This is a genomic window from Streptomyces sp. NPDC059080 (assembly GCF_042739975.1).
GTDB lineage: Bacteria > Actinomycetota > Actinomycetes > Streptomycetales > Streptomycetaceae > Streptomyces > Streptomyces benahoarensis.
In genome coordinates this window covers 103,620-126,155 of the sequence record NZ_JBHYGX010000015.1, presented here as the reverse complement: position 1 = coordinate 126,155, position 22,536 = coordinate 103,620, and the positions used below count along the sequence as shown (strand labels likewise).

Genomic DNA, 22,536 nt, shown 5'->3' with positions numbered 1-22,536 from the left:
TACGTACGCGCGCGGGCCCGGGCCCTCGCTACGGCCGCGGGCCCGGGCCCTCCGCCGCCTCCGCGGCCCGCTCCAGCAACCCGGTGCGGGCCGCCAGCGCCGCCGCCTCCAGCCGCGAGCCGACCTCCAGCTTCATCAGCACCCGCTGCACATGGGTGCGCGCGGTGGACGGCGCGGTGCCCATGCCCGCCGCGATCTGCCGGGTGCCCTCGCCGTCGGCGACCCGCAGCAGCACCTCGACCTCGCGCGGCGTGAGCAGCGCCAGCAGCCGCGCGCCCTCGTCGTCCGGCTCCGCCGCCGGGTGCAGCAGCTCCTCGCACGCCTGCTGGAGCAGGAGCGGCGCGACGGCCACCTCGCCCGCCCGCGCCTTGAGCATCGCCCGCTCCACGCCCTCGATGCGCTCGTCGTGCCGGACGTAGCCGGAGGCGCCCGCGGCGAACGCGGCGGCGATGCCCCGCGGCGACGGCACCGGGCCCAGCACCACCACCGCGATGCCCGGCCGCTCCCGCTTGATCCGCACCACCGGGTCGAACACCCCGGGCTCGGCGGGCACCGCCGTCCCCAGCAGGCACACCTCCGGGGCCCGGCTCACCACCAGATCCGCGGCCTTGGCGCACGGCGCGGCCGCGGCCAGCACCCGGTGCCCCCGCAGCTTCAGGGCCGAGGCCAGCGCCTCGGCCAGCAGACGGTGATCGTCGACCACCATGAGCCGTACGCCCATTGCGCGGCCCTCCTCCCGGCGCACGGGGCCCCCGCCGGGCCCGCCGTGCACGGGAAGCTACACGCTCACCGCGCCGGGCGCGCCCCGTCCGGCCGGACTCGGCCGGATTGCCGGGCCTCCGGGAGGCGCGCCGCTCGGGCGGGGTCGTCAGGCGTCCTCGGCCAGCTCCATCCAGCGCATCTCCAACTCCTCGCGGCGGCCCACCAGTTCGCGCAGTTCGGCGTCGAGGCCGGCGACCTTCTCGAAGTCGGTGGCATGCTCGGCGATCCGCTCGTGCAGCTTCGTCTCCTGGTCGCCGATCTTGTCCAACTGCCGTTCGATCCGCTGGAGTTCCTTCTGCGCCGCACGGTTGACCGCCGCCGGCTTCTTCGGCGCCTCGGCCTGCGCGGGCACCGGGGCCGCCGCCTCGGCCATCTCCTGGCGCCGCTCGATGTACTCGTCGAGACCGCGCGGCAGCATCCGCAGCCGGAAGTCGCCGAGCAGCGCGAAGACCCGGTCGGTGGTGCGCTCGACGAAGTACCGGTCGTGGCTGATGACGATCATCGAGCCGGGCCAGCCGTCGAGCACGTCCTCCAGCTGCGTCAGCGTCTCGATGTCGAGGTCGTTGGTGGGCTCGTCGAGGAAGAGGACGTTGGGCTCGTCCATCAGCAGCCGCAGGATCTGGAGGCGGCGGCGCTCACCGCCGGAGAGGTCCCCGACCGGCGTCCACTGCTTCTCCTTGGTGAAGCCGAACTTCTCGCACAGCTGCCCCGCGGTCATCTCCCGGCCCTTGCCGAGGTCGACGCGCTCACGGACCGCCTGCACCGCCTCCAGCACCCGCCACGCCGGGTTCAGCTCGGCGACCTCCTGGGAGAGGTACGCCAGCTTCACGGTCTTGCCGACGACGACCTTGCCGCCGACCGGCTGCACCTCGCCCTGCGTACGCGCCGCCTCGGCGAGCGCCCGCAGCAGCGAGGTCTTGCCCGCACCGTTGACGCCGACCAGACCGATCCGGTCGCCGGGGCCCAGCTGCCAGGTCAGGTGCTTGAGCAGCACCTTCGGCCCGGCCTGAACGGTCACGTCCTCCAGCTCGAAGACGGTCCTGCCCAGCCGGGAGCTGGCGAACTTCATCAGCTCGGCGCTGTCCCGCGGCGGCGGTACGTCCGCGATCAGCTCGTTGGCCGCCTCGATGCGGAACCGCGGCTTGCTGGTGCGCGCCGGAGCGCCGCGCCGCAGCCAGGCCAGCTCCTTGCGCATCAGGTTCTGCCGCTTGGTCTCCTCCGTCGCCGCGATGCGCTCCCGCTCGGCCCGCGCGAAGACGTAGTCGCTGTAGCCGCCCTCGTACTCGTGGACGTCGCCGCGCTGCACGTCCCACATGCGGGTGCAGACCTGGTCGAGGAACCAACGGTCGTGGGTGACGCAGACCAGCGCGGAGCGGCGGGCCTGGAGGTGGCGGGCGAGCCAGGAGATGCCCTCGACGTCGAGGTGGTTGGTGGGCTCGTCGAGGACGATGAGGTCCTGTTCGGCGATGAGCAGCTTCGCCAGCGCGATACGGCGGCGCTCACCGCCGGAGAGCGGGCCGATGACGGTGTCCAGGCCCTGCCCGAAGCCCGGCAGGTCCAGGCCGCCGAAGAGGCCGGTCAGCACGTCGCGGATCTTGGCGTTGCCCGCCCACTCGTGGTCCGCGAGATCGCCGATGACCTCGTGGCGGACGGTGGCCGCCGGGTCCAGCGAATCGTGCTGGGTGAGCACGCCCAGGCGCAGGCCACCGGCGTGGGTGACGCGGCCGTCGTCCGCGCCCTCCAGCTTGGCGAGGATCCGGATCAGGGTGGTCTTGCCGTCACCGTTACGCCCGACGACGCCGATCCGGTCCCCCTCGTTGACGCCGAGCGAGACACCGTCGAGGAGGGCACGCGTCCCGTAGACCTTGCCGACGGCTTCCAGATTGACGAGGTTGGTGGCCATTGCTCTCCCTGCTGACGGCCCGCGCGGCTCCGGTACGGCGCACGCTCCCTGGGCCCTTCCAGGATCCCATGGTGGGGGCGGGGGGCGGGGCGCTGCCCCGGGGCCTGGGGAGGGGCGTTACGCGCGCTGCCCGAGGGCCAGGTCACGGTAGGGAAGCGCAACCGTGGGATGGCCCACGATGCCGAGGCTCTTCTCGATGTCCTCGACGAGTTCGGCGGCGCCGACAGCCGTGGGCCGGTTGACCTCCGTTTCCACGAAGGTGCCGACCCCGCTGACGGTGTCGATGCTGACCGTGACGCCGACGATGTCGGGATGGCGGTAGCTGGTGCGGTTCTTCTCGACGCGGACCAGCTCACGCATCCCGATAAAGGTGAGCAGCCTCTCAGCCGTGGATGCCTGCTCGCCCTCGCTGAGGATGACGTTCGTCTCGACCTTGGACACCACGTCGTCACGATCGTGGGTCGTCGGTGTCGAGGCAGGCTTGTAGGTGATCTCTGCGAAATCGCCCCTTCGCCGGACCCGCAGGCACTCGACCGTCTTCAAGTAGTCGACGTCCGGGCGGCTGTAGTACGTGTCGGTCTCGGTCGCCGGAGCGTCCGCCACATAACCGAGCTCAGCGAGTAGTGGAGTGATACTGCTTCCGTCATCCGGAAGCTCCCGCTTCCGCTCCACCTCGATGGTGTCGGCCATGTGGTCATCCTCCTGAGTTCACCGCCGAGTACATGCGAGCAAGGTTCGCCCTGCTGCACCACTGCTGCACCGCGTGCATGGCGGACTGTAGGGCGTCGGCGTCCGCGAGGGGAATGTTCGAGAACAACACGAGTTGCTTCGCATCCCGCAAGGGATTGGGTAACGCACGGCGAAGATAGCGGTTGTAGTAGCTCCGATCGCGCTGGATCACATCTTCCACCCGGACGGGCATGAGCACGGTCCGATTGTCCCGGTGGGCTTCGGCGGAGCTGACGGCGAACGTCGCGAGCAGCGTGTCGACCGTCATGTACGCATAGGTTTCGCGCCCCTCGCGGGTTTTCCAATGCTCCCAGACTTCCTGACACTCTCCCTCGCCGGCTTCCGCTGATGCAAGGAATTGCGAGAGCGCGATGTCGGTGCACTGATCGAAAATGTCACCGTCCACGATGTGGTGGTCGGCGTATCGCTCGCTCAGTGCAAGCATCATTGCCTTCTGGGAGATCGGGAGCCGGCCCGAATCTGTCAGTCGGTAGTGCACTCGTTTGTGTCCCGTCTTGGCGTCGATCCAGTCCGAGGCCATATGCCCGTCGAGGAACGGCACGAAGCCGAGCACTCCGGAACGCCAGGCGTGATCGCGCAGCGTGATGTAGTGCCGCTGGACCTCGCGGAAGATCCCGATCGGTGCGGAAATGAACACGTGGGGGCCGTTGGCGATTTCCTCCACAGGGACGATGTGCGAATCCTGCCGAACGGTCACCTCGTCGCCCTCTCCGTGATAGGGGTGCGTCCCTTCGCGGAGGTACTGCGGCAGAAACATTCGGAGGAATTGCACCCAGGAATTCGCCCCGTAAGTCTGCACCGCACGGTCGTGCAGGGAACCACCGTCCACCGCGTATACGTCGCGGTAGGCGAACAGGCCGCCTTCCCTCAGCACGGTGGGGATCATCCGAATCATCGAGTGCAGACCGGCATATCCGCCACCGTAGCTGTACACCTCATGCATGAGGGCCGAGGCGCTGATCACGTCCACCGGCTCCGTGACCAGCGTCCCGATGTCCTGCGCAAAACCGGTCACCAGGTCGCATGTGCCGATCCTGTCGAATTCCTCCATCGCCTGATGGAGCGACGTCGAGACAATGCCAGGCGCCTCCACGAGGGTGAGGTTCACATTCCGGTGCGCGTGCCCGCCGGCGGCGAGCCGAGCGGCCAGGAAGGCGACGGCCGAGCCTCCGCCCGGCCCGATTTCCACCAGCCGAGGGGAGTCCTTCGCCACTCGCTGCAGTGCCTGGTACGCGAGGTACCCCTTCTCCTCCCCGTGCGCGTTGGCCGCCACGTCCAGATAGCCGGCGGCGGTCTTGGACTCGGTCGCGAATTTCGATGCGTTCACCTTGCGCCCCCATGGTTTTGCGTCGTATCCCGGCTCGGCACAGGCCGTTGTTGCGTACCCCCAGTGCATCGCCCGGGAAGGAGGTGCGGGTGCTGCGCGACCGGACGTTCAGGCGGACGTTTTCCACCGCTCCGTACGGCCAACTCGCTACGGTGAGGGGCCATCCGCGATGGCGAGGGGGAGCGCATGGCGGGCAAGGCCGCGGACGGACTGGCGGGCTTACGGCAGGCAGCAGGCCACACGCAGCGGTCGTTCGTGGTGGCGTTCTTGGACGAAGCCGCGCGGCTCGGTCTCGACGCCTCGCTCAGCGTGCGGCAACTGCGGCGTTGGGAGCGCGAGACACCGCCGCCGTTGCCCCACCCGAGTCAGCAGGCTGTGTTGGAAGCCATGCTCGGCGTGCCGTTGACCGAGATGGGGTTCGACGTTCCCAGGCATCGCATGACGGTTGCGGTGCCTCTCAGCGACGCTGGAGAGGTGAAGAGGAGAACGTTCGTCGCCGACACCGGCATCCTCGCCGCGGGAGCCTTCTTCCCCACCCGGTCAGGCATGCGCGTGGGAACGGCCGACCTCGGCCGACTCCGTATGCGGTTGGACGGCCTCTACCGGACGGACCACACGGAAGGCAGCGTGCCGGCGATGGCGAAGGCGCGCCGTATCGAGGACGAGATCACCGGCATCCTCGGCGCCGCCTCATACACCTCCCGCGTCGGACGCGAACTTCAGACCATGCTCGCCGAACTGCACGGGCACCGGGCCTGGTACGGCTATGACGGTGGCCTCATCGGCGAGGGCCGCGCGGCATGTATCGAGGCTCTCGCGGCTGCGCAGCTCGTTGACAATCCCCTCCTCCAGGTCTCCGTACTGGAGACTCTTGTGCTCCTCGCGATCAAGGCAGGGCGGGTGTGGGAAGCCGTCAGTGCGGTCGAGCATGCCTACCACCTCGCCGCCGGCGCAGGCGCCGGACCCACCGTGCATCTCGTGATCGCATTGCGAGACGCCAATGTGGCCATCCATGCGGGAGACCTGTCCGGTGCCCGGCGTGCCCTGAGCCGTGCCGTGGCCCACCAGGGGCGCACCGATACCGATGTGGAGGTACCCAACTGGGCGCAGTTCGCCGGACCGTTCGAGGTGGACTACGCCACGGCCGACATGTACGTGCGTGCGGCGCAACCCCAACGTGCCGTGCCATTCCTCCGTGCCGCCGTGCGAGGCATCGGCGGCGATCTCGCCCGCAACAGCGCTTCTTACCGCGTGAAACTGGCAGGCGTACTCCTCGATGCCGGGGAAGTCGAGGAAGCGTGTGAGGAGATGCGCGCGGTTCTCGACGTGTACGGAGGCATCGGCTCTCCGCGACTGCTGGGCAAGATCCAAGAGTTTCGGCGAGCCGCTCGCCGAGTCGACAGCCCGGCGGCTCGCGAATGCGGCGAGCGCATCCGGGAGACCGTCCGAGGAGATACCGCATGACGCAGAAGGAGAACACCCTCGTCGAGTGCCTGGACGGGTCGGCCTCCGCGGGCGCCGAGGACGCGTTCCGGCTGGTGTACGCCGAAGTGTTCGCAGAGCCGCCCTACAACGAGACCGAGGACGACGTCGCGGCGACCTTCCGGCGCTTCCGCTCGCAGACCCGTAAGCGCACATTCCGCGGAGTTCTGGCCCGCACAGGGGACGGTGAACCGGTCGGTATGGCGTACGGCTACCCGCTCGGGCCCCGCACCCGGTGGTGGGATCAGCTCACCCGGCCGGTACCGGACGACATGCGCCGCGAGGACGGGCACCGGACCTTCGGCCTCATGGAGATCGCGGTACGTGGGCCGTGGCGCGGGCACGGCACCGCCGGCCGGCTCCATGCGGCCTTGCTCGCCGGCACCGAGGCCGAGCGCGTGCTGCTCAATGTCCACCCGGGCAGCAAGGCAGCGCAGGCGGCATACCGCGCGTGGGGCTATCGAAAGATCGGCGAGGCACGTCCGTGGGAAGGCGCGGACCTGCATGACGTGATGCTGCTCGACCGGACCACTGAGGCCACCGCCCGCCCCGCCGATGACAGTGAGGCAGGCGGCCGGGGCGAGGCCGGGCCGGAGCGACCCCGCCGACGGCAGAGCTGAGGGGCACAGGCGCCCCTCAGCCGCGCCCGCCGCCACCCGACGACCACGCGTTGAGCGCCCGTACGGCTTCTTCCAGCTCCCGGCGCCTGGCGCGCTGCTTCGCCCGAGGTCAGGAGGTAACGCGGAGCGTCAGTTCGCGAAGCTGGCGGCCGGTGGTAGCGATGTCGTATCGGCGCGCGTTATGGAGAGCAGCCTTGGTCAGGGCCTTGCGCCGGTGGGAGTCTCGGCCCATCTCGTCCAGGGCCGCAGCCAGCGAGCGAGGGTCGCCAGGGGTGTAGGCAACGCCGGCACTTCCGAGGATTTCCCTCACACCGGGAAGATCGGAGTAGGTAACCGGGAGTCCGTGGGCTTGGGCCTCAATGAGGACAAGTCCGAATGCCTCCAGACCTCTGGTCGTGAAGACGAAGGCGTCGAAGTTCGGCAGGCGGCGCCACAGTTCGGCGCGGGGCAGGAACGGATCAAAATGGACCCGGTCCCGCAACCCGAGTTCGATGGCCCGCTGCTCCAGATGCTCCCGTAGGGGTCCTTTACCGATCACGGCCAAGTGGTGCGGCTGATCGGCCCATGCGAGGGCTTCGATGGCGGTGATCGTGGATTTGTTGTCGTCCAGACGCCCGGCGTGCACCAAGGACAGGGGCTCCTACTCGCTTGCGGTGTTTGAATGGGGTGTCGGTCCTGATCTGGCGAGGAGATGTGCTGTGCCCCTGGTGTCTGTCGTGATGCCCGTCTACAACTCGGCGGCCACCCTCGGCGCAGCCGTCCGATCGGTACTCACGCAGACCCACAGCGACCTGGAGCTGCTGGTCACCGACGACCAGTCCTCCGACGGCTCCATGGAGCTGCTCCGCGAGTTCGCCGCCCAGGACGAGCGCGTCCTGCCGGAGGCGGCGCCCGAACGGGGTGGCGCGGGGCGGGCCCGCAATCTCGCGATCGAGCGGGCCCGCGGGGACTACGTCGCCTTTCTCGACAGCGACGACATGTGGCTTCCGGAGAAGACCGAGAAACAGCTCGCCTTCGCCGCGGCAGGCGACGCGCCCCTGACGTTCACCTCGTACTTCAAGATGGACGCCGACTACACCGGCGAGAGCACCGACTGGGTCCCGAACGGCCGGGTGATCCGCGCACGAGAACATGTGGACTACCGCGCCATGCTGGTCCAGGACCACATCGGTGCCCTCACCGCCATGTACGACCGCAGGGTCCTGGGCACGAGGCTGATGCCGGAGATGCGCAAGCGCCAGGACTACGCGCTGTGGCTGTCGATCATGCGGGACGGCGCTGACGCCCGGGGCCTGGCTGAGCCGCTTGCCGTGTACAGGGCCCACCAGGCGGGATCGCTGTCCTCCAACAAGCTGTCCTTGGTCAAGTACAACTGGGCCCTGTACCGCGAGCACGAGCATCTGCCGGTCCCGCGAGCGACGCGGGCGCTGGCCGGCGCTGTGTGGCAGTCGCTGCGCAACTCGCGCATCTGACTCCGTGCACGGGCCCGGGGAGCCCAGTGCGCGACCGTGGTGCATCGCAGTGCTGGACATCGCGCAGCTCGCCCTCTCTCCGGGCGGCCTCACCCCCGCCCGCCGCCACCCGACGACCACGCGTTGAGCGCCCGTACGGCTTCTTCCAGCTCCCGGCGCCTGGCGCGCTGCTTCGCCAGGCTCTGCCGCTCCTGCGCGGCGAGTACGTACGGCCGGACGAGGCGGTTGCCCTCGTCCCCCGGGGGGAGCAGGTCGGGCGGTACCCGGAGGGCGTATACGAGGCGTCGCCTCCGCGGAACCGTCGGCGGCCGGGCCGTCGCGGCGAGGGCGCCGATACTACAGGTCGCGCGATGACCGCCCCGCCCCGGAAGTAACCGCCCCAGCAGTGCTCCGAAGATCGTGCGGACAAGGCCGATCGCGCCGCTCACCGGGTGGCCGCTTTACGCAGAACCTCGGTGAGCTTGTGGGCGGTGGCCGCGTTGCAGTTGCCGAGAGCGACGAGCGGGACACCGTAGCTGCCCGCGAAGCTGGGCAGGTCGATGCCGAGCGATGGCAGCGTGATGCCGTTGTCCTTGAGCGCGGTACGCAGCTGCTCGGCGAGGTCGTGTACGTCGTCGGGGGCGGGGTGGTGGGTGGGCATGCGGCTACACCTTTCTGTGCGCGGCGTTGGGCGCGCTGAAGTGAGCCCTTGGGGGGGGCCAACGGGCATGCGGAGGGCGGCACTTGGGAGGTCCCGCGTGCTGCACTGCACTACTCGGAAGGTAGGCGCATATATGCGCCGTAGCAAGCTTGTCGCAGAGCATTAACCAGGTTGAGTGGACCGTCCTCACCGGCACGCGCAAGACTGTGCGCAAAAGGGGAAGGTGACATGCCACCGAGGGACAACCCAACGGCCCGCCAGGTTCGACTCGGCGGCGAGCTACGGAAGTTGCGCGAGCGCGCAGGCAAGACCGCCCGAGAGGCGGCGGGGATGGTTTCGACCGACCAGGCCAAGATCAGCCACATAGAGGCAGGACGCATCGGAGTCAGCGAGGACCGCATCCGCCGACTCGCCGCCTTCTACGCCTGCGATGACGAGGCCCTCGTCGAGGCGCTGTGCACCATCGCGCGCGAGCACCGTGGACAGCACTGGTGGGACGACTATCGCGGCGTGCTCGCTCCGGGGTTCCTCGATATCGCCGAGCTTGAACACCACTGCACGGCCTTGCGGTGCATGCAACCCGTCACTTTTCCCGGCATTCTCCAGACCGAAAGCTACGCACACGCCCTCTTCGCCAGCGTCATTCCGCAGCTTCCCGAGGACGAACTGAAGGCTCGGGTCGAGCATCGCATGAAGCGGCAGGACATCTTGGAACGCGATGCACCGCCGAAATTCAAGGCCCTCGTGCATGAGGCAGCGCTACGTATGCGAGTAGGCGGACGAAAGGTTCTGCGCGGGCAGCTCGAACACCTCCTGTCCGTGTCCGAACGCCCCGGCCTGAGCCTGCGGGTCATCCCGTTCACGAGCGAGGACTTCATCGACGTGACACAGACAGCGATGTACGCGAGCGGCGTCGTCCCGCAGCTCGATACCGTTCACATCGATACCCCGTTGGGCGTCCTCTACTTGGGTGCAGCCGCCGACCTTGACCGTTATCGCGTGCTACTCGACCGCGCCGAGCAAGCTGCACTCACGCCTGGGGAGTCGCAAAACTTTATCCACCACGTCACAAAAGAACTGTGAGATCCAGGGCATGAACAGCGAAATCGAGTGGCAGAAGTCGAGCTTCTCCAGCGGCGCCAGCGAGCAGTGCCTCGAAACCGCCATAGCCGACGGTGAAATCCTCCTGCGCGAAAGCGACGACCCCACCGTCATCGTCAAAACCACCCCGGAAAAACTCGCCGCCTTCATCCTCGGCGTGAAGAACGGCGAGTTCGACCACTTCGTCAGCTAATACTCCGGTCGCAGATCTCTGGCGAGCCTCGAAGCTCCAGAGTCATGGTTCCGGAGTGGTCGCCCCATGAAGCAGCACGAGGTGTGCGCTCTGCCTACCCGGTAGCGCAGACAACGAAAGCATGCAGATTGACGGTGACGGACCCCAGGTTGGCCCCCGTAACTGTCCAAGAATTGACGTCGGCTTCGGAAGAGGACAGATGAGTCTGTACGGGGTTGCTTTCGAACTCTCCTCCTCCGCCGGTAGGAGTTGTACCGGCTGGGCAAAATGCTGCGGTGGAGCGGTCCTGCCCGGGGGGAACCGGTTCCGACCGACCGACAACCTGGGTGTAGGTCACCTGGGAGACGCGCTTGGTGCCTGATTTGCCGTTGCCACCTCCTTGCGCGGCAGCAACTCCTGCACCGACAGCGACGGTTACGAATACTGCGATCGTGGAAATTCCGATGTGCTTCATCCAGACCTGCCTTGTGTCGTGGTGGCCTTGGACTTTTCTCTTCCCACGATGCCCACATACACCCGGCTAATCGCTCACCCGGCCTAAGAAAAAACGATTCCCCGTGCTCGAAAAGACTCATGCGTGATGCTATCGCCCGCGTCCTTTACCGGGTGCTCGCTTTTACTGCCTTGGGCCCGCCGACCCGAGCCCGCACGCCACAGCCCGGAATACCTCGCGGCGCAGCCCGCAACCATCGACGAGCCCGCCACCGTAACCCCCTGGTCCCGCCCCGGTAAAGGAGAAGTTCAGGCACTTTCCGGCAGCAGACCGAGAGCACGCCAGAGCCGCACGCGATCCGCGAACGGCGACGTGCGACAGCGCTCGCAACCATGGGCGTGAACTACCCGTACACGTACGAGGGCGCCCCGTTCCCCACAGTCCTCGTTCTCCATGGTGAAGTACCCGTTATGAGCTTCGGGAAGGCACGTCCGTGGGAGGGTGCGGACGTTCATGACGTCATGATGCTCGGCCTGCGTCGGACGGCCTCATAAGCGACGGCTGAGCGGAGCCCAGGGCGCTGCCCCGGCCCCGCATCACGCCGTCGTCACACCACCGTCGCGCCGGGTGCCGGGGAGGCGGCGATCCGCGCCGAGCGGCAGGTGCCGGATGCCGTCAGTGCCGCAGCGACCTTCTCCGCCGCCTCGGCATCCGCGGCGAGGAACGCGGTCGTCGGGCCGGAGCCGGAGACCAGCGTGGCGAGCGCCCCCGCAGCGGCCCCCGCGTCGAGGGTGGCCGCCAGCGACGGCCGCAGGGAGAGCGCGGCGGGCTGGAGATCGTTGACGAGTTCCCCGGCCAGCGCCGTCGCATCGCCCGCCGCGAGCGCGGCGAGGAGGGCGGGCGACGCGGCCGGTTCCGGTACGTCCACCCCGGCCGTCAGGCGGTCGAACTCGCCGTAGACCGCCGGGGTGGACAGGCCACCATCCGCGACCGCGAAGACCCAGTGGAAGGTGCCGCCGACCGGCAGCGGGGTCAGGACCTCTCCGCGGCCGGTGCCCAGCGCCGCCCCGCCGACCAGGCTGAACGGCACATCGCTGCCCAACTCGGCGCAGATGTCGAGGAGTTCGGCGCGGGAGGCGCCCGTCCGCCACAGGGTGTCGCAGGCCAGCAGGGCGCCGGCGGCGTCGGCGCTGCCGCCCGCCATGCCGCCCGCTACGGGGATGTCCTTCTTCAGGTGCAGATGGACGTCGGGGGTGCGGCCGTGGCGGGCCGCGAGGAGGGTGGCGGCGCGGGCGGCGAGGTTGGTGGCGTCGAGCGGGATGCTGTCTGCGCCCTCGCCCTCGGCGGTGATCCGCAGCCCGTCGGCCGGGGCGGCGGTGACCTCGTCGTACAGGCCGACGGCGAGGAAGACGTTGGCCAGGTCGTGGAAGCCGTCCGGGCGGGCGGCGCCTACCGCCAGCTGGACGTTGACCTTCGCCGGGACCCGTACCGTCACCGCCGCGCTCACCGCGTACCTCCCTGCTCCCGCTGCTCCTGCTGTTCCCGTTGCTCCCGCTGCTCCTGCTGTTCCTGCCGGCTCGTCGCGCTCCCCGGCCCGCGGCGCGGCCCGTGTTCCGCGATGCGGGCGAACTCCTCGACGGTCAGTGCCTCGCCGCGCGCCTTCGGGGAGATCCCGGCGGCGGTCAGCGCCTCCTCGGCGGCGGCGGCCGAACCGGCCCAGCCCGCCAGCGCCGCCCGCAGCGTCTTACGGCGCTGGGCGAACGCGGCGTCGACCACCGCGAAGACCTCGGCGCGGCTCGCGGTGGTCTCCGGCGGCTGCCGCCGCACCAGCGACACCAGGCCGGAGTCGACGTTCGGCGCGGGCCAGAAGACGTTCCGGCCGATCGACCCGGCGCGCTTGACCTCGGCGTACCAGTTGGCCTTGACGGACGGCACGCCGTAGACCTTGTTGCCGGGGCGGGCCGCAAGCCGGTCGGCGACCTCGGCCTGCACCATCACCAGGGTGCGCTCCAGGGTCGGGAACGTCGCGAGCATGTGCAGCAGCACCGGCACCGCGACGTTGTACGGCAGATTGGCGACGAGCGCGGTGGGCGCGGTCCCCGGCAGTTCGGTGACCTGCATCGCGTCGCTGTGGACCAGCGCGAACCGGTCGGCGCGCTCCGGCAGCCGCGCCGCGACGGTCGCCGGGAGCGCCGCGGCCAGCACGTCGTCGATCTCCACGGCGGTGACCGCGTCGGCCGTCTCCAACAGCCCCAGGGTCAGCGAGCCGAGGCCCGGGCCGACCTCGACGACGGTGTCGTCGGGCCGCACGTCCGCGGTCCGGACGATCCGCCGGACGGTGTTGGCGTCGATGACGAAGTTCTGGCCGCGCTGCTTGGTGGGGCGTACGCCCAGCGCGGCGGCCAGCTCGCGGATGTCGGCGGGGCCCAGCAGGGGGCCGGACTCGCCGCCGGTGGTGCTCTCACTCATGCCGAAGCCTCGCCGCGCGCCGCCGTGACCGTCCACGGGGCGCGCCTTTCCGTTGTTCGCTCGCTGCGCTGGTTCACCGGTGCAGCTTACGGGCCGGGCGGGGGCCGGACCGCCCGCGCGGTCAGTACCCGAAGGCCCGTGCCGTGTTCGCCGCGACGGCGGTGGCAAGCGCGTCCTCGGTGGCGCCCTTGACCTCGGCCATCGCCCGCAGCGTGACGGGGATGAGGTACGGCGCGTTGGGGCGGCCGCGGAACGGCGCGGGGGTGAGGAACGGCGCGTCGGTCTCGACGAGCAGCAGCTCGGCGGGGGCCACCGCGAGCGCGTCGCGCAGCGGCTTGGCGTTCTTGAAGGTGACGTTCCCGGCGAAGGAGAGGAAGTACCCGGCCGCCGCGCACTCCTCGGCCATCGCGGCGTCGCCGGAGAAGCAGTGGAAGACGGTGCGGTCCGGGGCGCCCTCCTCGCGCAGGATCCGCAGCACGTCGGCGTGGGCCTCCCGGTCGTGGATGACCAGCGCCTTGCCGTGCCGCTTGGCGATCTCGATGTGCGCGCGGAACGAGCGCTCCTGGGCGGCCATGCCCTCGGCGCCGGTACGGAAGTAGTCAAGACCGGTCTCGCCGACGCCCCTGACGTGCGGGAGGGCGGCCAGCGCGTCGATGGCGGCGAGCGCCTCGTCCAGCGCAGCGTCACCGCCGGGCTCGCGGGCGCCTTGCCGGGACCATCCGTCGGGGTCACCGAGGACGATGCGCGGCGCCTCGTTGGGGTGCAGCGCGACGGCCGCGTGCACCGCCTCGTACGCGGCGGCGGTCTCCGCGGCCCACCGCGATCCGGCGACGTCGCAGCCCACCTGGACGACGGTGGTGACGCCGACGGACGCCGCCTTGGCGAGGGCGTCCTCGACGGTGCCCTGCTGCATGTCGAGGTGGGTGTGGGAGTCGGCGACCGGCACCCGTAGCGGCTCGGGCAGCGGCGGCGGGGCGTCCTTCGCGTCCTTCCCCGCCTTCACCGCCTTGGACGAGTCGCCGCTCGCGGCGGCGGTGGGCTGGGCGGTCTCGGAGCCGGTGTCGTGCGGGGCCATGGCCGCGATCCTACGAGGACGGCGGCCATGGCCTCACCTCGCGGTCACCGGGCGCCGGGCCCGGGCGCCCGCGTCAGCGGCGGTGGTGCTGGAAGGGGTGGAGCAGGTCGGAGAGGTGCCAGTGGTGGCCGTGCGGCGTCTCGGCGGCGGAGCTGCCCGGATTCTCCGGCCGGCCGGCGGGCTTCTTCGTCGCGGGCTTCTTCGCCGCGGGCCGCTTCGTCGTACCGCCGGTGCGCTGGTGCAGGCTCTCGATCGCGTGGGACACCTTCGAAACCTCGCCCGCGCGCATGATCCGCACCACGGTGGAGCCGCAGCTGAGGCAGCCCGGACTGGTCAGCGGGGACGGCACCCGCTCGCCGTCCGCGAAGTAGACGACGTGCGTGACGCCCTTGACGTCCACGTGGTGCCGTATCTCGTACGCCTGCTCCCAGCCGTGGCCGCACCTCATGCAGGCGAACGCGTACGCCTCGTGAACGGGGGCCTCGGTGGTGGGGTGGGCGTCGGGGTAGGTGGTGCGGATGTCCGCGATCTCACTCATGTGCCGCTCCTCTTGTCCGTAGGACAAGGTCTCCGGGGAACCGTGCGTCCCGGTCACCAGTGGACTCCTGTCCCGGGCGAGGTGCGGCGGATGTTCTCACCTGTTGGCCCAGATTTGGCCGGCTCCAGGCCAAAGACCCGGCCGTCCGGATGCTCCCTTTACCCTTCGAGGTGGGCCGTTTACCTTCCGGCAGCGGCTTTCGGACACCGGACGGGCCGGGCCAGGCGTCAGGCACCTGCGGTCAGGCAGCGGCGGTCAGGCGCCGGAGCCCTTTCCGTCGGCTTTCCTCTCGGCCTTCTCGGCGTTCTTCGCCGCCACCACCGCGTCGAACACCTCCCGCTTCGGCAGCCCCGCGTCGGCGGCGACCGCGGCGATGGCCTCCTTGCGGCGCTCCCCGGCCTCCTCCCGGACCTGCACCCGGCGCACCAGCTCCTCGGGCCCCAGCTCCTGCGGGCCGGCCTCGGGAGCACCCTCGACCACGACGGTGATCTCCCCGCGCACGCCCTCGGCCGCCCACGCCGCCAGCTCGCCGAGCCCGCCGCGCTTGACCTCCTCGTACGTCTTGGTCAGCTCCCGGCAGACGGCGGCGCGGCGGTCGGCGCCGAACACCTCGGCCATCGCGGCGAGGGTGTCGTCGAGGCGGTGCGGTGCCTCGAAGTAGACGAGGGTGCGGCGCTCGTCCGCGACCTCCCGCAGCTTGGTGAGGCGTTCGCCCTGCTTACGGGGGAGGAAGCCCTCGAAGCAGAAACGGTCGACGGGCAGCCCGGACACCGCGAGCGCGGTCAGCACGGCGCTCGGCCCGGGGACCGCGGTGACCTTCACGCCCCGCTCGACGGCGGCGGCGACGAGGCGGTAGCCGGGGTCGGAGACCGACGGCATCCCGGCGTCGGTGACCAGCAGCACCCGGGCGCCCCCGGCCAGCGCGTCGGCCAGCTCCGGCGTCCGGGCCGCTTCGTTGCCCTCGAAGTACGACACGATCCGGCCACCGGGCGTCACGTCGAGCCCCTGGGTGAGGCGGCGCAGCCGCCGGGTGTCCTCGGCGGCGATCACGTCGGCGGCGGCCAGCTCGGTGGCGAGGCGCGGCGGGGCGTCCGCGATGTCGCCGATGGGCGTCCCTGCAAGTACCAGTGTCCCTGTGTTGCCCATTGCGCCCTTCTCACCTGCACTTTTATCGTGTTGCGCCGCGGTCTGAGGCGCCTGGGGAGTCGCTGGGGAGCGTTGACCGCCGAGGACTCCCCCCGCAGTCTGCCAACCGTCGCCCGGTCCTCCGCTCCCGCCTGCGGCAGGAAGTACGCAGAGTGATCGAACGTGATGTCCAGCGACTCGCGGCCGGCCACCCCGCCGGAGTGACCACCGACTCCTCGGGCTCCCACTGTACGGAGGCGTAAGCCGGCCGGTCCCGCACCCGATTGCCGGAGGGCAGTGGCCGCAAGAAAATGAAAGGGACACATCACGAACGAACCCAGGGAAGGATCATGGCCAACATCAGTCTCATGAGTACCGGCCGGCTCTTCCTGGCCAAAGGCCAACAGGCTTGGTTCGGCTACTACTACCAAGGGCCGTCGACCACCCACGCCTTCATCCGGCCGTCGCTGACCCACACCCCTTTCACCGGCTCACACCCCTACTTGAAGTACACCGCCGAGTACGCGGGATACGACCACAGCACCGCGCCCTACACCGGCTGGGGAGTCATCGCGACCTCGGAGCAGGACGACTCCGAATTCGTCTTCAACATCGTGGCCATCAGCTGACCCGGGGAGCACCTCATGCGCCTCAAAGCACTCTACGAACCGGACGGGACGATCATCGCCATGGCGGAGATCCGGGACCATGAGGAGGGACACCTCGAACTCCGTCCACCCTCGTCGGCGGAGCATCCGACCGAGCAACAGGTGGCGGATCTGGACGTTCCCGACGAATTCCGGGAGCGCCCCCTGGCGGAGGTGGCGGCCGGCTTCCGTGTGGAGTCGACTGCGGAGGGCGTCCGCCTGTCCCGGAAGTAACGACGCCCTCGTCACCCACCCTGCGGCGTACCCCGCCGTCCACAGGCCGCTTCCCTACGATGGGCCAGGTGACCAGTGACACCGCGACCGACGCCGTAGCCCGCAGCGCCGACCAGCCCGACCGGCGGCCGCCCGCGTGGCAGCGCAGGCTGCGCCGCTTCGGCTACGCGGGCGGCCCCCGGCCCGACGTCCGCACGCGGCTGGTGCCCCCCTTCCCGCAGCCCGGCACCCGGCTGTGGGAGCTGTGCGGCGTCCGCCCGGCGCTGGCGGCGCGGCTGGCCCGCGCCTCGGGGTGGGCCGGTCCGCTGCTGGTGACGCTGCTCGCCGGGGTGCTGCGGTTCTGGCACCTCGGCAGCCCGGACAAGGTGATATTCGACGAGACGTACTACCCGAAGGACGCCTGGTCGCTGCTCCAGTTCGGCTACGAGGGCACCTGGGACAAGCACGCCAACGACGCACTCGTCGGCCATCCGGCGAGGATCCTCCTCCATTCCGACCCGTCGTACGTGGTCCATCCCCCGATGGGGAAGTGGCTGATCGCCGTCGGTGAGTGGGCGTTCGGGATGAATCCGTTCGGCTGGCGGTTCATGGTGGCGCTGCTCGGCACGCTGTCGGTGCTGCTGGTCTGCCGGATCGGGCGGCGGCTGCTGCGGTCGACGGCGCTGGGCTGCCTGGCGGGCGCGCTGCTCGCCGTGGACGGGCTGCACTTCGTGATGAGCCGGACCGCGCTGTTGGACCTCATCGTGATGTTCTGGGTGCTCGCCGCGTTCGGCGCGCTGCTGCTGGACCGGGACCGCACGCGGGCCCGGCTGGCGGCGGCGCTGCCCGTCGACGCGGAGGGGCAGGCACATCCGGACGGCACGGTCGGCGACCGGCTGCGGCTGGGCTGGCGGCCCTGGCGGATCACGGCCGGGGTCTGTCTGGGCCTGGCGTCGGCGACGAAGTGGAACGGCCTGTACTTCCTGGCCGCGTTCGCGCTGATGTCGGTGGTGTGGGACGTCGGCGCGCGGCGCACGGCCGGGGCGCGGTGCCCGGTGTGGTCGGTGCTGCGGCGCGATGTGGTGCCCGCGTTCGGCGCGACGGTCGTGGTGGCGGTGGCGACGTATCTGGCGTCGTGGTCGGGGTGGTTCGCCACCAAGGGCGGCTACTACCGCGAGTGGGCGACGACCCCCGAGGGCCGCACCGGCGCCTGGACCTGGCTACCGGACTGGCTGCGCAGCCTCTGGCACTACCAGACCGAGGTCTACGCCTTCCACACCGGCCTGACCACCCCGCACACCTACCAGTCGAACCCGTGGAGCTGGCTGGTCCTGGGCCGCCCGGTCTCGTACTTCTACGAGGGCCCGAAGGCCGGACACGACGGCTGCACCGCGGCGGAGGGCTGCGCCCGCGAGGTGCTGGCGATCGGCACCCCGCTGCTGTGGTGGGCGGCGTGCTGCGCGCTCGCCTACGTCCTCTACCGCTGGGCGTTCGCATGCGACTGGCGCGCGGGCGCCATCGCCTGCGGCGTGGCCGCCGGGTATCTGCCGTGGTTCTTCTACCAGGAACGGACGATCTTCCTCTTCTACGCCGTGGTGTTCGTGCCGTTCCTCTGCCTGGCCCTGGCGATGATGATCGGCGCGATCATCGGCCCACCGGGCTCGTCGGAACGCCGCCGCACCCTCGGCGCGGTCGGCGCGGGCGTCCTCGTCCTGCTCATCGTGTGGAACTTCATCTACTTCTATCCGATCTACACCGGCCTGCCGATCCCGAAGTCGGACTGGCATCGGCGGATGTGGTTCGACACGTGGGTGTGAGGCGGGACGGGCCGCGCTTCCGAGGGCGACGCCCGGGGGCCGGGTCAGGTGTCCCCACCCGCGCGGGCCAGCAGCGTCGTCAGCACCTCCGCGGCATGCGTCCACAGCAGCGCCCCGCCCGCGTCCGGGACGAGGTGGCGGCGGGCGCCGGGGATGCGGGTGGTGAGGCGGGTGCCGTGGTCCGGGGAGTGGGTGGTGTCCTCGGTGCCGTACCAGATGTCGGTGGGGACGGTGATGGCGCCGAGGTCCAGGGGCCAGCGGGACATGGCGAGGACGGTGTCACGGGCGTAGCCGGACGCCGCGCCCTGGGCGAAGCCCTCGTCGAGGGCGCGGCGGTAGGCGGCGGCGAACGCCGGGGCCTCGTAGACGGCGCGGTCGCACGCGGGGCTCGCGGCGAGGACCATCTCCCGCATCGCCCCGGCGGTGAAGGAGGCGAAGAACTCCTCCGCGGCGGCCGGGTCGCGGGCGGTCAGCGCGACCAGTTCGCGTGGCCCGGGGTCGAGAGAGCCCGCGGTGGCGATCTCGTCCGCGGCAGAGACCAGGGCCAGGGCCCTGGCGACGCCCGCGACGGCGCAGGCGAGGGCGAACGGCGCGCCCTGGGAGTTGCCGACGACGGCCGGGCGGCCCAGGCCCCGCGCCGCGCACAGCGCCCGTAGGTCGGCGGCGAAGCCGGCGAGGGTGCGGCCGGGCGCCGGGGTGGACGCGCCGAGGCCAGGGCGGTCGACGGAGACGAGACGGACGCCGAGCCCGTCGACGACGTCCGCGCCGCACCCCAGCCACCGGCTGGTGGCCGCCCCCGGACACAGCACCACGGGCCGCCCGTCCCCCGGCCCCCACTCCGCCCAGCCGAGCAACCGCCCGTCGGGGAGCCGGGCCGTACCGGTACGGGCGGGGTTTCCGACGGGTGCGGGGTGTGCCGGTTGTGCGGTCATGGCGTCCATCCTCGGCGGGGGCGGGGCGGGGCGCATCGGGTTTTCCGGCGGGCGGGCGGCCCGGCCGGTTCCCCGCAGCTGGGAACGTGCCCCGCACCGGACCGTTCATCCGACCGTGCCCCGATCGAGACGGACCGGCACTCTCCGGGTTTCCGCCGTCCCATAGAGTGCGCATCAGGCCCCGGCCACGCGGGGTGAGGCACTGGGAGGGGAACGGTCGCATGCGCCGTGAGGTGAAGTACGGACTGATCGGCGGATCCGCGGTGCTGGTCGCCGGGGTGGTCGGCGGGTTCGCGCTGTTCGGCGGCGGTTCGGACGGCTCGTCCGCGCAGGGGGTGGCGGCCGCCGACGCCAAGAACGGCGGCGCCGGGGTGAAGGCCGGACCGGCGTCCGCGCAGGAGATCGCCACCACGTCCCGGGACTTCCTGGCCGCCTGGCAGTCCGCCGACGCCGCGAAGGCGGCGGGCCTGACCGACGACCCGGCCGCCGCGAAGACCGCGCTCGGCTCGTTCGCCAAGCAGGCGCACCTCAGCCACGTCACCGTCAAACCCGACGCCCCCAACGGCGACAAGGTGCCCTACACCGTCACCGCGCAGCTCTCCTACCAGGGCCATCAGGCGCCGTACTCCTACACCTCCGCGCTCCACGTCCGGCGCGACGCCGCCACCGGCGAGCCCCGGGTCAACTGGAATCTCGCTGTGCTCCACCCCGCCCTCACCAAGGGCGACACCCTGCGCACCGGGCCCTCCGGAACGGCCCCGATCAACGCCGTGGACCGCAACGGCAAGCCGCTGACCGCCAAGGACCACCCGGAGCTGGCGGGGGTGCTGGAGGGCCTGCGCGACAAGTTCGGCGGCAAAGCGGGCGGTGCGCCCGGCATAGAGCTGGCCGTCCATCACGCCGCGGACGGCAAGAACACCAAGCCCGACACCTCGCTGAAGGTCCTCACCAAGGGCACCCCGGGCACCCTGAAGACGACCCTGGACTCCACGCTCCAGGCCATCGCCCAGAAGCAGGTCGACGCCCGGAAGAACGCTTCCGCCGTCGCCCTCAAGCCCAGCACCGGCGAGATCCTCGCGCTCGCGCACTCCCCCGCGAAGGGCTTCAACGTCGCCACCGGCGGCTCCCTCGCCCCCGGCTCCACGATGAAGATCGTCACCGCCGCGTTGCTGATGGACAAGGGCCTGACCTCGCCGGGCAAGCAGCACCCGTGCCCGAAGTACACGACGGTCGACGGCTGGAAGTTCCACAACGACCAGATGAGCGAGATCCCGCACGGTACCTTCGCGCAGAGCTTCGCCGCGTCCTGCAACAACGCCTTCATCGGCGAGGCGAAGAACCTCAACAACGACGACCTGACGGTGGAGGCTCGGGACGTCTTCGGTATCGGTCTCAACTGGCAGACCGGCATCCCGACCTTCGACGGCATCGTGCCGGTGCAGGACGGCGCACAGATGGGCGCGTCCCTGATCGGCCAGGGCGGGGTGCGGATGAACCCGCTGAACGTCGCCTCGCTCGCCGCGACCGCGCAGTCCGGCGTCTTCCGCCAGCCCTACCTCGTCTCCCCCGACGTCGACCACCGGAAGCTGGCCACCGCGGCGCGCCGGATGAAGCCGGACACCGCCGCCGGGCTGAAGTCGCTGATGCACACCACCGCGGTGGCCGGTACGGCGGTCAAGCCGATGGCCGGGCTCAGCGGCGACATCGGCGCGAAGACCGGCTCCGCCGAGGTCGACAACCAGAAGAAGCCGAACGCCTGGTTCACCGCGTACCGCAACGACATGGCCGCCGCGGCGCTCGTCCCGGCCAGCGGCCACGGCGGCGACAACGCGGGCCCGGTGGTCCGCGCCCTGCTCTCCGAGGGCTGACCGCCCCGCGTACCGGTACACCGCCCCGTCCCGCCCTCCGGCGGTGCGGGGCGGTTCCGCGAGATCCGGAAGACGACCAAGCGATCACCGGGAGGAGACCGTCCGGCATCCACCATGTGACCTGTCGGTGAGAGCCTGCTCACCTTTTCGTCGCGTGGCCCGTACAGCCTTCGCTAGCGTGCGGGGCATGAGCGTCTTCCCGCCCAACCGCCCCGCCCCGGCGGCCGATCGGGCGCGCGCCCGTCGGGCCGCCCTCATCCGCCGGCGCCGTGCCACCGCCCCCGCGGCGAGCCCCGCCGAGCCCACCGCATGACGCCCCTCGTCGTCGTGGCCGTGCTCATCGCCGCGGTCACCCACGCCAGTTGGAACGCCATCGCCCACGGCATCCGCGACCAGCTTCTCGCCTTCACCCTGGTCGGCGGCGGCGGTGCCGTCTGCGGACTGGCCCTCGCCCCGTTCACGCCGCTCCCCGCGGCCGCCGCCTGGCCGTATCTCCTCGGCTCCGCCGTCCTGCACATCGTCTACCAGGTGCTGCTGATGCAGTCGTTCCGGCTGGGCGAGTTCGGGCAGATGTATCCGATCGCCCGCGGCACCGCGCCGCTGGTCGTCACCGTCCTCGCGGCGGTCTTCGTCGGTGAGGTGCCCGGCCCCTGGGCGCTCGCCGGGGTCGCGCTGGCCTCGGCCGGACTGCTCGGTGTCGCCCTGTGGGGGCTGCGCGGCTCCGGGGCGCGCCCGCAGTGGCCGGCGCTCCTCGCGGCCCTCGCCACCGGCCTGTCCATCGCCTCGTACACCACCGTCGACGGGCTCGGCGTCCGGGCGTCGGGCACGTCGCTCGGCTACATCGCCTGGCTGATGCTGCTGGAGGGCATCGCCATCCCCGTCTACGCGCTGGCGGTCCGCCGCCGTCAACTCCTCGTCCAGCTGAAGCCGTTCGCGCTGCGCGGGGCGCTCGGCGGGGTGCTGTCGGTGTTCGCGTACGGGCTGGTGCTGTGGGCGCAGACGCAGGCGGCGCTGGCGCCGATCGCGGCGCTGCGCGAATCGTCGATCATCGTCGGCGCGGCCATCGGCGCCCTGTTCTTCAAGGAACGCTTCGGTGCGCCGCGGATCGCGGCCGCCGGGCTGATGGTGGTCGGCATCGGGCTGATGCTGCACAGCTGACCACCGGGAAA

Annotated in this window: 23 protein-coding genes; 10 read left to right on the top strand and 13 right to left on the bottom strand. The window is 70.8% G+C overall.

The genetic code is table 11. The annotated features are described in order from the left end of the window. Nucleotides 1–28 precede the first annotated feature (28 nt). From ACFWWQ_RS15280 to ACFWWQ_RS15265, 4 genes are all read right to left on the bottom strand, one after another. A complete protein-coding gene (locus ACFWWQ_RS15280) occupies nucleotides 29–721 on the bottom strand; it encodes a response regulator transcription factor (RefSeq protein ID WP_384595900.1) in 693 nt (230 codons plus the stop codon). Nucleotides 722–868: 147 nt separating this feature from the next. Beyond that, nucleotides 869–2,665, bottom strand: coding sequence for an ABC-F family ATP-binding cassette domain-containing protein (locus tag ACFWWQ_RS15275; RefSeq protein WP_384595897.1), 1,797 nt, complete (start codon nucleotides 2,663–2,665; stop codon nucleotides 869–871). Between the two features lie 117 nt (nucleotides 2,666–2,782). Then, nucleotides 2,783–3,355, bottom strand: a complete 573-nt coding sequence (gene cyaB / locus ACFWWQ_RS15270) for a class IV adenylate cyclase (RefSeq protein ID WP_384595894.1) — start codon at nucleotides 3,353–3,355, stop codon at nucleotides 2,783–2,785. Nucleotides 3,356–3,359: 4 nt separating this feature from the next. After that, nucleotides 3,360–4,742 (bottom strand): hypothetical protein, encoded by a 1,383-nt coding sequence (locus tag ACFWWQ_RS15265; protein ID WP_384595891.1) that lies wholly within the window; start codon nucleotides 4,740–4,742, stop codon nucleotides 3,360–3,362. Between the two features lie 186 nt (nucleotides 4,743–4,928). Between ACFWWQ_RS15265 and ACFWWQ_RS15260 the strand changes: the two genes are divergently transcribed. Continuing rightward, nucleotides 4,929–6,206: a hypothetical protein gene (locus ACFWWQ_RS15260; protein ID WP_384595888.1), complete on the top strand. Its 1,278-nt coding sequence runs from the start codon at nucleotides 4,929–4,931 to the stop codon at nucleotides 6,204–6,206. Then, nucleotides 6,203–6,844, top strand: coding sequence for a GNAT family N-acetyltransferase (locus ACFWWQ_RS15255; RefSeq protein ID WP_384595885.1), 642 nt, complete (start codon nucleotides 6,203–6,205; stop codon nucleotides 6,842–6,844). The genes ACFWWQ_RS15260 and ACFWWQ_RS15255 overlap by 4 nt, the downstream gene beginning before the upstream one ends. Before the next feature lie 109 nt (nucleotides 6,845–6,953). On the opposite strand, the gene ACFWWQ_RS15250 is transcribed toward ACFWWQ_RS15255, so the two are convergent. Further along, on the bottom strand, nucleotides 6,954–7,469 hold the full coding sequence (locus ACFWWQ_RS15250; protein ID WP_384595933.1) for a glycosyltransferase: 516 nt from the start codon (nucleotides 7,467–7,469) through the stop codon (nucleotides 6,954–6,956). Nucleotides 7,470–7,542: 73 nt separating this feature from the next. Between ACFWWQ_RS15250 and ACFWWQ_RS15245 the strand changes: the two genes are divergently transcribed. Then, the gene (locus tag ACFWWQ_RS15245) at nucleotides 7,543–8,316 is read left to right on the top strand and encodes a glycosyltransferase family 2 protein (protein WP_384595882.1); all 774 of its coding nucleotides are present in this window, start codon (nucleotides 7,543–7,545) and stop codon (nucleotides 8,314–8,316) included. An 89-nt stretch (nucleotides 8,317–8,405) separates the two neighbouring features. Here ACFWWQ_RS15245 and ACFWWQ_RS15240 read toward each other — a convergent pair whose 3' ends face one another. Together ACFWWQ_RS15240 and ACFWWQ_RS15235 are read right to left on the bottom strand one after the other, a co-directional pair. Continuing rightward, nucleotides 8,406–8,744, bottom strand: coding sequence for a hypothetical protein (locus ACFWWQ_RS15240; protein WP_384595879.1), 339 nt, complete (start codon nucleotides 8,742–8,744; stop codon nucleotides 8,406–8,408). Next, nucleotides 8,741–8,956 (bottom strand): hypothetical protein, encoded by a 216-nt coding sequence (locus tag ACFWWQ_RS15235; RefSeq protein ID WP_384595876.1) that lies wholly within the window; start codon nucleotides 8,954–8,956, stop codon nucleotides 8,741–8,743. Before ACFWWQ_RS15235 ends, ACFWWQ_RS15240 begins: the two co-directional genes overlap by 4 nt. Nucleotides 8,957–9,184: 228 nt before the next feature. On the opposite strand from ACFWWQ_RS15235, the gene ACFWWQ_RS15230 reads away from it, so the two are divergent. Together ACFWWQ_RS15230 and ACFWWQ_RS15225 are read left to right on the top strand one after the other, a co-directional pair. After that, nucleotides 9,185–10,039: a helix-turn-helix domain-containing protein gene (locus ACFWWQ_RS15230; RefSeq protein WP_384595873.1), complete on the top strand. Its 855-nt coding sequence runs from the start codon at nucleotides 9,185–9,187 to the stop codon at nucleotides 10,037–10,039. 10 nt (nucleotides 10,040–10,049) lie between these two features. Then, nucleotides 10,050–10,250 (top strand): DUF397 domain-containing protein, encoded by a 201-nt coding sequence (locus ACFWWQ_RS15225; RefSeq protein WP_384595870.1) that lies wholly within the window; start codon nucleotides 10,050–10,052, stop codon nucleotides 10,248–10,250. A gap of 1,040 nt (nucleotides 10,251–11,290) precedes the next feature. Here the strand turns inward: ACFWWQ_RS15225 and ACFWWQ_RS15220 are convergent. From ACFWWQ_RS15220 to rsmI, 5 genes are all read right to left on the bottom strand, one after another. Then, on the bottom strand, nucleotides 11,291–12,190 hold the full coding sequence (locus tag ACFWWQ_RS15220) for a 4-(cytidine 5'-diphospho)-2-C-methyl-D-erythritol kinase (protein WP_384595867.1): 900 nt from the start codon (nucleotides 12,188–12,190) through the stop codon (nucleotides 11,291–11,293). After that, nucleotides 12,187–13,152: a 16S rRNA (adenine(1518)-N(6)/adenine(1519)-N(6))-dimethyltransferase RsmA gene (gene rsmA / locus ACFWWQ_RS15215; RefSeq protein WP_384595864.1), complete on the bottom strand. Its 966-nt coding sequence runs from the start codon at nucleotides 13,150–13,152 to the stop codon at nucleotides 12,187–12,189. The genes ACFWWQ_RS15220 and rsmA overlap by 4 nt, the downstream gene beginning before the upstream one ends. Before the next feature lie 121 nt (nucleotides 13,153–13,273). Continuing rightward, nucleotides 13,274–14,227, bottom strand: coding sequence for a TatD family hydrolase (locus tag ACFWWQ_RS15210; RefSeq protein WP_384595861.1), 954 nt, complete (start codon nucleotides 14,225–14,227; stop codon nucleotides 13,274–13,276). A gap of 73 nt (nucleotides 14,228–14,300) precedes the next feature. After that, entirely contained in the window at nucleotides 14,301–14,765 is a 465-nt protein-coding gene (locus ACFWWQ_RS15205; RefSeq protein WP_384595858.1) for a hypothetical protein, read from the bottom strand. A 255-nt stretch (nucleotides 14,766–15,020) separates the two neighbouring features. Beyond that, nucleotides 15,021–15,911, bottom strand: a complete 891-nt coding sequence (gene rsmI / locus ACFWWQ_RS15200) for a 16S rRNA (cytidine(1402)-2'-O)-methyltransferase (protein WP_384595855.1) — start codon at nucleotides 15,909–15,911, stop codon at nucleotides 15,021–15,023. A 329-nt stretch (nucleotides 15,912–16,240) separates the two neighbouring features. Here rsmI and ACFWWQ_RS15195 point away from each other — a divergent pair, with 329 nt between their 5' ends. From ACFWWQ_RS15195 to ACFWWQ_RS15185, 3 genes are read left to right on the top strand one after another with little or no spacing between them, the layout of a single operon-like run. Further along, nucleotides 16,241–16,519 carry a hypothetical protein gene (locus ACFWWQ_RS15195; protein ID WP_384595852.1) on the top strand — a complete coding sequence of 93 codons (279 nt, stop codon included), beginning with the start codon at nucleotides 16,241–16,243 and terminating at the stop codon, nucleotides 16,517–16,519. 15 nt (nucleotides 16,520–16,534) lie between these two features. After that, entirely contained in the window at nucleotides 16,535–16,771 is a 237-nt protein-coding gene (locus tag ACFWWQ_RS15190; RefSeq protein ID WP_384595848.1) for a hypothetical protein, read from the top strand. A 59-nt stretch (nucleotides 16,772–16,830) separates the two neighbouring features. Further along, a complete protein-coding gene (locus ACFWWQ_RS15185) occupies nucleotides 16,831–18,567 on the top strand; it encodes a dolichyl-phosphate-mannose--protein mannosyltransferase (protein ID WP_384595845.1) in 1,737 nt (578 codons plus the stop codon). A 44-nt stretch (nucleotides 18,568–18,611) separates the two neighbouring features. Here ACFWWQ_RS15185 and ACFWWQ_RS15180 read toward each other — a convergent pair whose 3' ends face one another. Then, nucleotides 18,612–19,499, bottom strand: coding sequence for an alpha/beta fold hydrolase (locus ACFWWQ_RS15180; RefSeq protein ID WP_384595842.1), 888 nt, complete (start codon nucleotides 19,497–19,499; stop codon nucleotides 18,612–18,614). Between the two features lie 221 nt (nucleotides 19,500–19,720). Between ACFWWQ_RS15180 and ACFWWQ_RS15175 the strand changes: the two genes are divergently transcribed. Together ACFWWQ_RS15175 and ACFWWQ_RS15170 are read left to right on the top strand one after the other, a co-directional pair. After that, on the top strand, nucleotides 19,721–21,367 hold the full coding sequence (locus ACFWWQ_RS15175) for a penicillin-binding transpeptidase domain-containing protein (protein WP_384595839.1): 1,647 nt from the start codon (nucleotides 19,721–19,723) through the stop codon (nucleotides 21,365–21,367). A 309-nt stretch (nucleotides 21,368–21,676) separates the two neighbouring features. Then, complete coding sequence (locus ACFWWQ_RS15170) at nucleotides 21,677–22,525, top strand: EamA family transporter (protein ID WP_384595836.1); 849 nt, start codon at nucleotides 21,677–21,679, stop codon at nucleotides 22,523–22,525. Nucleotides 22,526–22,536: the final 11 nt, after the last annotated feature.